The 9,323-nt window shown below is 65.7% G+C and carries 6 protein-coding genes; 3 read left to right on the top strand and 3 right to left on the bottom strand.

All coding sequences use genetic code 11. The features are described 5' to 3' along the window. From tssH to EN745_RS22840, 3 genes are all read left to right on the top strand, one after another. Positions 1-2,266 (top strand): type VI secretion system ATPase TssH (tssH, locus tag EN745_RS22845; RefSeq protein ID WP_127422323.1); only part of this gene is annotated, 2,266 nt, incomplete at its 5' end. 61 nt (positions 2,267-2,327) lie between these two features. Beyond that, on the top strand, positions 2,328-2,474 hold the full coding sequence (locus tag EN745_RS36255; RefSeq protein ID WP_189363128.1) for a hypothetical protein: 147 nt from the start codon (positions 2,328-2,330) through the stop codon (positions 2,472-2,474). Positions 2,475-2,607: 133 nt separating this feature from the next. Beyond that, the gene (locus tag EN745_RS22840; protein WP_127406190.1) at positions 2,608-4,101 is read left to right on the top strand and encodes an aldehyde dehydrogenase family protein; all 1,494 of its coding nucleotides are present in this window, start codon (positions 2,608-2,610) and stop codon (positions 4,099-4,101) included. 45 nt (positions 4,102-4,146) lie between these two features. On the opposite strand, the gene EN745_RS22835 is transcribed toward EN745_RS22840, so the two are convergent. The 3 genes from EN745_RS22835 to EN745_RS22825 all read right to left on the bottom strand — a co-directional run. Continuing rightward, positions 4,147-5,484, bottom strand: a complete 1,338-nt coding sequence (locus EN745_RS22835) for an HlyD family type I secretion periplasmic adaptor subunit (RefSeq protein WP_127406189.1) — start codon at positions 5,482-5,484, stop codon at positions 4,147-4,149. A gap of 19 nt (positions 5,485-5,503) precedes the next feature. Beyond that, positions 5,504-7,198: a type I secretion system permease/ATPase gene (locus EN745_RS22830; RefSeq protein ID WP_127422324.1), complete on the bottom strand. Its 1,695-nt coding sequence runs from the start codon at positions 7,196-7,198 to the stop codon at positions 5,504-5,506. A 185-nt stretch (positions 7,199-7,383) separates the two neighbouring features. After that, positions 7,384-9,323 (bottom strand): VCBS domain-containing protein (locus EN745_RS22825; RefSeq protein ID WP_189363127.1); only part of this gene is annotated, 1,940 nt, incomplete at its 5' end.

Below are 9,323 nucleotides of genomic sequence, written 5' to 3'. Positions count from 1 at the left end.
ATATGCCACCGACCTGACGCAGCGCGCCCACGACGGCAAGATCGATCCGGTCGTCGGCCGCGATCCCGAAATCCGGCAGATCGTCGACATCCTGATGCGGCGCCGGCAAAACAACCCGATCCTCACCGGCGAGGCCGGGGTCGGCAAGACCGCCGTGGTCGAGGGTTTTGCGCTCCGCATTGCCCAGGGCGACGTGCCGCCAACGCTCCAGAATGTCAGCGTGCGCATGCTCGACGTCGGGCTGATGCAGGCGGGGGCAAGCGTCAAGGGCGAGTTCGAGAAGCGGCTGAAGGCGGTCATCGACGAGGTCCAAGCCTCCGAGACGCCGATCATCCTGTTCATCGACGAAGCGCACACGCTGATCGGCGCCGGGGGTGCCGCCGGAACCGGCGATGCCGCCAATCTCCTGAAGCCGGCGCTGGCACGCGGCGAGCTTCGCACCATCGCGGCGACGACCTGGGCCGAGTACAAGCAGCATATCGAGAAGGACCCGGCGCTGACCCGCCGCTTCCAGGTGGTCAAGATCGATGAGCCGTCGGAAGTCGTGGCCGTGCTGATGCTGCGCGGCGTCGCCGGCGTCCTGGAACAGCACCATAAGGTGCAGATTCTGGACGAGGCGATCGAGGCGGCGGTTGCCTTGTCGCATCGCTACATTCCGGCGCGGCAGCTGCCCGACAAGGCGGTCAGCCTTCTCGACACGGCCTGCGCCCGCGTCGCCATTTCGCAGCATGCGACGCCTGCCGAAGTCGAGGACATATTGCGCCGTCGCCAGGCGCTCGAGGTCGAGCGCGGCATCATCGGCCGCGAGGCGGCGATCGGCATCGAGGTGGCGGACCGGCAGGTCAGGGTCGATGCCGGCCTGGCCGAAACCGAAGCCGCTTTGGCCGCCGCCCAGGCCCGTTGGGACCGGGAAAAGGCGCTGGTGGCCGAAATCCTTGACCTGCGCGCACGACTGCGCGGCGAGGGCGTGCCGCTCGATCCGGTGGACGCCGAGGAAGCTGCCGGCGGCGAAGCGGCTGCCGCGACCGGAGCAGACGCACCGGAGAAGAAGGCACCCGGGGCCAAGGCGCCGGAGGTGAAAGCAGCGGAAACCAAGACCTCGAAGACGAAGGCCGCGAAAACGAAGGCAGCCAAGGTCGAGGCGCCCGTTGCCGAGGTCGCCGCTTCGCCACCGGATTCCGCCGCCGACCTGGCACGATTGCGCGAATTGATGGGGGAACTTGCCGCGGCCCAGGGCGAGACGCCGCTGATCCTGCCATCTGTCGACCGCAACGCCGTGGCCGCGGTGGTGCAGGACTGGACCGGCATCCCGACCGGACGGATGCTGTCCAGCCAGACCGAGAAGGCGCTCAAGCTCGCCGCCACGCTTGCCGAGCGCGTGGTCGGCCAGGATCACGCGATGGAGATGATCGCCAAACGCGTGCAGACCAGCCGCGCCGGGCTCGGCGCGCCGGAAAAGCCGGTGGGCGTGTTCCTGCTCTGCGGTCCTTCCGGCGTCGGCAAGACCGAGACCGCGCTGGCGCTGGCCGAAACGCTCTACGGCGGCGAGCAGAACCTCATCTCGATCAACATGTCCGAATTCCAGGAGGCACATACGGTCTCGACGCTCAAGGGCGCGCCGCCCGGTTATGTCGGCTACGGCAAGGGCGGTATCCTAACCGAGGCGGTGCGCAGAAAACCCTATTCGGTGATCCTGCTCGACGAGGTCGAGAAGGCGCATCCCGACGTGCACGAGATTTTCTTCCAGGTCTTCGACAAGGGCATGATGGACGACAGCGAAGGCCGGCGGATCGATTTCAAGAACACGCTGATCCTGCTCACATCCAATGTCGGCTCCGAGGTCATCATGGACCGCACCGGGAACGGCACGGTGCGAGCCGGGCTCGACGATCTCGACACCGCCTTGCGCGGCCCGTTGCTCAAGGTTTTCCCCGCGGCCTTCCTTGGCCGGGTGGTGACCATACCCTACTATCCGCTGTCGGATGCGATGATCGAGGCGATCACGCGCCACCAGTTCGCCAAGATCGCGCGCCGGCTGCGAGCCACAAGCGATGCCGAGCTGGTGATCGGCGACGGGGTCATGGATCTGGTCAAGGCGCGCTGCACCGAGATCGAATCCGGCGGGAGAATGATCGACGCCATCCTCACCAACACGCTGCTGCCGGAACTGAGCCGCGGCGTTCTGAACCGTTCGCTCGAAGGCGAAAAGATGACGAAAGTGACCGTCGGGGCTTCCGCGGAAGGGTTCACCTACACTTTCGAATGACCGCCGTTGCTGTCTCGACTGCCGTCGGCCTGGCATCGAAATCAAAGACGACTGGTTTGCCGTGGGTGGGCCAGCGCGCGAAGGTCAGCGGAACGACGTCGTGGTGCCGGAAGATCGCGCCGACGAGCTCGATGGCGCGGCGATCTTCCTGCCTTCGAACGCCGCCAGTTTCGTCACCGGTCAGATGCTCTTGTCGACGGCGGGATGACCAGCTCCGTATAGCGGGCGTCGGGCCCTATGTGTCTTCCTTTGTTCACCCGCGGCACGTTACATAGGCGGTGCTGGTCTGCAACGGCTGCTTTGCTTTCGGCCGGGCGTTTCAGGAACAAGGGTCTGCGGCAATGACGGCATCGGCGAAAGATCTATCCTTGCGCGTTCCCATCGACGGACGGCACCGCAAGATGCTGATCGATGGAAAGTGGCGCGACGCGGCGAGCGGCCGCACCTTCGAGACGCGCAACCCCGCCACGGGGGCGGTGATCGGCACCGTGCCGCGATCCGGTGCCGGGGACATCGACCTCGCCGTCGCCGCCGCGCGCCGTGCCTTCGAAGGACCGTGGAGCCGGTTCAAGCCGTATGAGCGCCAGCTCCTGCTCCTCAAGATCGCCGATCTGATGGAGCGGCATTGGGAAGAGATCGCGCTTTCCGATACGACGGATATGGGCATGCCGATCACGCGCACGCTGGCCAACAGGACCCGCGTGCTCGGCATGTTGCGCTTCTATGCCGGCATGGCCACCTCCATTCACGGGCAGACGATCGGCAACTCGCTGCCCGGCGAGATCGTGTCCTACACCCGCAAGGAACCGGTCGGCGTCGTTGGCGCGATCATTCCCTGGAACGCGCCTGCCGCCGCCTCGATCTGGAAAATCGGCCCGGCGCTCGCCACCGGCTGCACCATCGTGCTGAAGCCCTCGGAAGAGGCGCCGCTGACGCCGCTGCTGATCGCCGAGATCATGCTGGAAGCGGGCCTGCCGGAGGGCGTTGTCAACGTCGTCACCGGCACCGGCGCCGAGGCCGGCGCGCCGCTGGCCTCGCATATGGATGTCGATAAGGTGGTCTTCACCGGCTCCACCGCGACTGGCCAAAGCATCCTGCGCGCCTCGGCCTCCAACATGAAGCGCGTTTCGCTGGAGCTTGGCGGCAAGTCGCCGGTGATCGTCTGCGCCGACGCCGACATCGAGCGCGCCGTGCCGGTGGCGGCGATGTCGGTCTTCGCCAATTCCGGCCAGATCTGCATCGCCGGCTCGCGGCTCTTCGTCGAGCAGCCGATCTATGAGGAGTTCGTCGAGCGGGTCGCCGCCCATGCGGCAAAGCTCAGGATCGGCGACGGCGCCGATCCGGCAACCGAGATCGGGCCGCTGATCTCTCCCCGTCAGCTCGAGCGCGTCACCGGCTTCATCGCGGACGGCGTGCGGCAGGGCGCTAGGCTGTTGACCGGCGGCGCGCGCGTCACCGAGGGTGCGCTTGCCTTGGGCAATTTCATCACGCCGGGCGTGTTCGCCGGCGTGACCGACGACATGCGCATCGCCAAAGAGGAGATTTTCGGCCCGGTCATCTCGGCGCTGCCGTTCGACACGTTGGATGAGGCGGTGCGGCGGGGCAACGACACGCCCTATGGGCTCGCCGCCGGCGTGTTCACGCACGATATCGGCAAGGCGCACCGGCTGGCCAATCGGCTCCGCGCCGGATCAGTCTGGGTCAACACCTATCACGCGATCGACCCGGCGGTGCCGTTCGGCGGCTACAAGATGAGCGGCTACGGACGCGAAGGCGGCACCGAGCACCTCGATGAGTATCTGAACACCAAGGGCGTCTGGATCAGGACCGACTGAGCGCCCTTTCGATACGGATCACTGATCCGGCCGTCGCCGCGGCGGCTATTTCTGCCGGAAGGCGGTGTGGAACGATGTCACCAGCGGCCCCAATATGTAATCGAGCGCCGTGCGCTCCTCGGTGACGATCATCACCGAGGCCGGCATGCCTGGATAGAGCGATATCTGAGGGGCGGCGGCCAGTTCGGCCGGATCGACCGCAATGTCGGCGACATAGTAGGGAAGGCCTGTCTTGCTGTCGGTAATACGGTCAGCCGAAATGCGGGTGACGTGTCCATGGATGATCGGTATCGAGCGCTGCTTGTAGGAGGTGAAGCGGACTTCGGCCGTCATGTCGGACCTGAGGCTCGATATGTCCTCGACGCGGACCTGCGCCTGGACGATCAGCGAATTCTGCGTCGGCACGATATCGAGGATGGTCTGGCCCGGCGCGACGATCGCTCCGATCGAAAAGACGCTGAGGTCCATCACCTGGCCGTCATAGGGCGCGCGCACCTCGGCACGGTCCATGGCGGCCTGGGCCGCGAACATCTTGGGCACGAGATCGGCCAGGTTGGACTGCGTCTCGATCATCATCGCCGAAAGCTTGGCCCGGCGTTCGTTGGACAGTTGCGCGATCTGGCTCTCGAGCTCGGCCTTGGTCTGCCGGCTGCCGGCAATGGCGCCCAGGTTCTCGTCGATCAGGCCCTGCAGGTCCGAGGCGGATCGGTCGAGCTCCAGGATGCGCGGGCGGGTCGTCAGTCCGGCCTTGAGCAGCTTGCCGAGGCTCGCCTTCTCGTCGACGGTCGATTGCAACTGGGCGCGATAGGAATCGACGCGCGCCTGCTTGCCCTCGATCTGCTCGTCGAGCTCGGCGATCCGCTTCTCGAGGATCTGCCTGGCGCCGGCCATCGAGGCGCGCTGGCTTTCGAGATCGGCGACCTGGTTGGCCATCGCGTCCTGGAGATAGGCCTGGTGCTCGCCCGCGATATCCTTCGGGAAGGCAACTTCCTGGCTGCCGTCGAGCTCGGCCCGGATCCTGGCATCGGTGGCACGCAGCAGGGCGTACTGCTGGGCGTAGAGATTGAACTCGGAGCGCAGCCTGGTGTCGTCCAACAGCAGCAGGACCTGGCCCTTCTGGACGATATCGCCGTCCTTGACGCGGATCTCCTTTACCGTCCCGCCATCGAAATGCTGGAGGCTCTTGCGGTTGCCCTCCACCTTGACGACCGCCTCGGCGAGCACGGCGCCGTTCAGCGGGGCGAAGGCGGCCCAGCCGCCGAAGACGCCGAAGAAGGCGAGGATGATCAACAGGCCAATCAGGGCCGGCATCCGGATCGAATCCGGGGCCGGGATGCCGGCTTCGCCGGGCAGGCTGCGGTAAGTGAGGGCGCTGTCGCTCAAACGTCTCTCCTTTCGCAGTTCATTGGGTTGCCACGGCGATCGGAGCCTGGCGCTGGTTGAGCAGCGCCACGATTTCGTTCCGCATGCCGAAGGCTTCGACCGCGCCATCGCGCAGCAAAAGGATCTTGTCGACATTGGCGAGCGTCGAGGGCCGGTGCGAGACGATGATGACAGTGCTGCCACGGCGCTTGAGCTCGATCGCGCAGTCGCTGAGCGCGCGGTCGCCGTCGGCGTCGAGGTTGGAACTCGGCTCGTCGAGGATGATCAGGTTCGGGGTGCCGAACACCGCCCGGGCAAGGGCGATGCGCTGGCGATAACCGCCCGACAGCACCGCGCCGCCTTCGCCGATCTGCGTCTCGTAGCCCTGCGGCAGGCGGATGATCATGTCGTGTACGCCGGCGAGCCGCGCGGCCTCGATCACCTCCTGGTCGACATTGGTCTTGAAGCGGCCGATGTTGGCGGCGACGGTGTCGGCGAAGAGCTCGATGTCCTGCGGCAGGTAGCCGATATGGTCGCCCAGCGTATCGCGCCCCCAATGCGACATGTCGGCCCCATCCAGCCTGACGGTACCGCGGCTCGGCTGCATGACGCCGGCGAGGTGCCTGGCTAGCGTCGACTTGCCGGCGCCGGAAGGGCCGACGATGCCGAGGGCCTCGCCCGCCTCGAGCCGGAAGGAGACATCCCGCAGCAGTACTTTCTGCAGGTTCGGAATGGCAAAACTCACCTGCTCGACCGAGATCTTGCCGGAGGGTTTCGGCAGGTTGAACGAGCGTTCGTCCTTCGCGTCGCCGTCGACCAGCCTGCGCACTCGCGCAAGCGCCGCGCGCGCCAGGATCAGGCTGCGCCAAAGGCCGACGATCTGCTCGACCGGCTGCAGGCCGCGACCGAGCAGGAGGCTGGCCGCGAACATCGAGCCGGCTGTGGTCTGCCGTTCGATCACCAGATAGGCGCCGAGGCCGAGGATGAGCGACTGCATGGTCAGGCGCAGGAAGCGGATTAGCCCCGTCATCAGCGCGGCGCGGTCGCTCGCTTGCGCCTGGCGCAAGAGCGCTAGGTTGCGGTCGCGGCCCCAGCGGCGGATGAGGCCGTCGATCATGCCCATGGCACGAACGACCTCCGAATTCCTGAGGCTCATCTCGGTGAAATTGTAGTTGGTCGTCGCGATGTCGTTGGCCTGCTTCAGCGGCGCGCGCACCAGATATTCGTTTAGCACCGCCATGGCGATGAGCAGCAGCGCGGAGCCGAGCGCGAAGAAGCCCAACCAGGGGTGCAGCAGGAAGATGATGCCGATGTAGATCGGTGACCAGGGCAGGTCGAACAGCGCGTGGATACCGCTGCCGGTGATGACCTGCCGGAACGTGTCGAAGTCGCGGATCGGCTGGCTCTGCGAGGCGCCCTGCGACGGCGTTTCGACCGATGCGGCCAGGATCCTGGCCGAAAGCAGCCGATCGAGGCGCGCGCTGGCGCGCGTCAGGATCCAGGCGCGCACCAGGTCGAGGCCGGCCAGCGCCATGAAGGCGACCAGCAGCACCAGCGTCAGCATCACCAGTGTGGTCTGGCTGCCGCTGGTGACGACACGGTCGTAGATCTGCAGCATGTAGAGGGGCGAGGCGAGATAGAGCAGATTGATCGCCAGGCTGAAGGCGGCCGCGACCAGGAAATAGCGGCGGCACGCCCGAAGCGCGTCGTTCACGATCTGCGATTTGCTACCGATACTCAAGATACCCAGCGGAGAACCCGCCCCCCAACTGCACGCCCGGACCGATACTACTACCGATCCCTCAATCGGCCACGCGATCCGCTCGTAAACCTGCCGTAAACCTTAATTCGTAAGCAGAACCCGCGGCCGGCGGGAAACGAGGTGAGCCGCGCGTGGCCGCCGGCTCACCTCCTCATTCATCACAGCACGAAGTCGCTCGCGGTCAGGCCAAGCCCGGTGCCGGTCAGCGTGATCTGGAAATCCGCCGTCGCATTGCCGTTGACGTCGACACGCACGATCGTGTTGCTGCCGACCTCAGACCAGGTGATGCTGTTGGCGACGGTAGCCCCGTTCTGCCCGCCGAACAGGAAGGCCTGGTCGCCGGCGGCGGTACTGGCGTCGATCGAGGACAGGTCGATCTTGTCGGTGCCATGCACGAAGTCGGTGATGGTGTCGTTCGCGGCACTTGCCGGGGAATCCGAAACGGCCGATCCGTAGTAGAACGTGTCGGCTCCCAGGCCGCCGGTAAGCGTGTCAGTGCCGACACCGCCGACCAGTCGGTCGTTGCCATCGCCGCCGTTCAGTGTGTCGTTGCCGTCCTGCCCAAACAGCGTGTCGTTACCGGCCAGGCCAAAGATCGAGTCCGCTCCGCCATTGCCGTAGAGGACGTCGTCGCCGTTGTTGTTGCTGGGATCGTTGAGTGTTTCTCCCGCGTTCAAGCCGTTGCTGCCCGTTATGATCTGGAACGTCTCGCTGTACTGATATGCGGGCCCGACCGGGTCGCCGACTTGGGTGGCCTGCACGGTCACGGTGGATATGCTGTTCGTCGTGAGGCTTCCCGAGCTGAGCGTGTTCCCGCTGATCGAAAACAGGTTCGCATTCGATTGCGAGGTGATGCTGTAGACAAAGCTGCCAGGATCTGAGTCGGTCGCGCTCAGGGTTCCGGTGAACTGGAAGGAATTGAAATTCACATTATCCGTTGTTGTGATCGGCGTCAGCTGGATATCGGTCGGCGCAAAGCGCGGCGGGCCGTCGTCGGCGCCGGTGATGGAGATCGAGACCAGCTTTGCGGTGCCATCCTCCGAATAGACGGTAAAGCTGTCGCTCAATGGCTGCCCGTCAGCGAGTGCGTTGACCGTCGGGTTCGAATTGTCGAGCGTATAGGTCCAGACACCGGCTGATGTCACGGTGAAGGCGCCGTAGCCGGACGCGCTGGCCGTCGCGGAATTGACGGCCTGGAACGAGTCCGTGGTGTTGTCGACATCGGTTGAAAGAAGGTCGCCGGTAGCTGTCGGCGTGCCGCCGCCATTGGAGCTGCCCGCTTCGACGACGGCTCCGCTGGCCGTGCCGGTGATCGCCGCGGCATCGTTGGCGCCGTTGATGGTGATATCGACCACCTGCGAGGTGCCGTCGGCGGTGGTGACCGTCACCAGCTCATGCAGCGTGGTGTTCGCGCCGCTGCTGTTGAGCGCCTGAACGGTGGCGTTGTTGTCGTCCAGCGTGTAGCTCCAGGTGCCGGCGGCATCGATCGAGAACGTGCCATAGCTTTTGGCCACGGCGGCCTGGACGTCGAAGGTGGCCGGATTGTCGACGTCGATCGCGTTGAGGTCGCCCCCGGCCGTCGCATCGCCCGGCGTGCCATTGGCAACGCCGCTCTTCTCCGTGACCGAGGTGTCCTGGATGCCGTTGCCGGTAATCACCGCGGCGTCGTTGGTGCCGGTGATGGAGATGGTGATCAGCTGGCTGGTGCCGTCCTCGGAATGGACGGTGAAGGAGTCGCTGAGCGGATCGCCGTCATTGAGGGCGTCGACCGTCGGATTGGTGTCGTCGAGCGTGTAGGTCCAGTTGCCGGCGGCATCGATGGTGAAGCTGCCGTAGCTGGTGCTGCCGCTGTCGGCCTGGAAGACGTTGTCGGCGTTGTCGACGTCGCTTGCCGTCAGCGAGCCGATGGCGGTGACCGGGGCATCGGCGCCGTCCTCGTCGACCGCGCCGCTGGTGGTGCCGTCGATGATGGCGGCGTCGTTGGTGCCGGTGATGGAGATGGTGATCAGCTGGCTGGTGCCGTCCTCGGAATGGACGGTGAAGGAGTCGCTGAGCGGATCGCCGTCATTGAGGGCGTCGACCGTCGGATTGGTGTCGT

The sequence above is a fragment of the Mesorhizobium sp. M4A.F.Ca.ET.022.05.2.1 genome, from assembly GCF_003998845.1.
Classification (GTDB): Bacteria; Pseudomonadota; Alphaproteobacteria; order Rhizobiales; family Rhizobiaceae; genus Mesorhizobium.
This window is presented reverse-complemented; position numbering and strand designations above follow the sequence as displayed.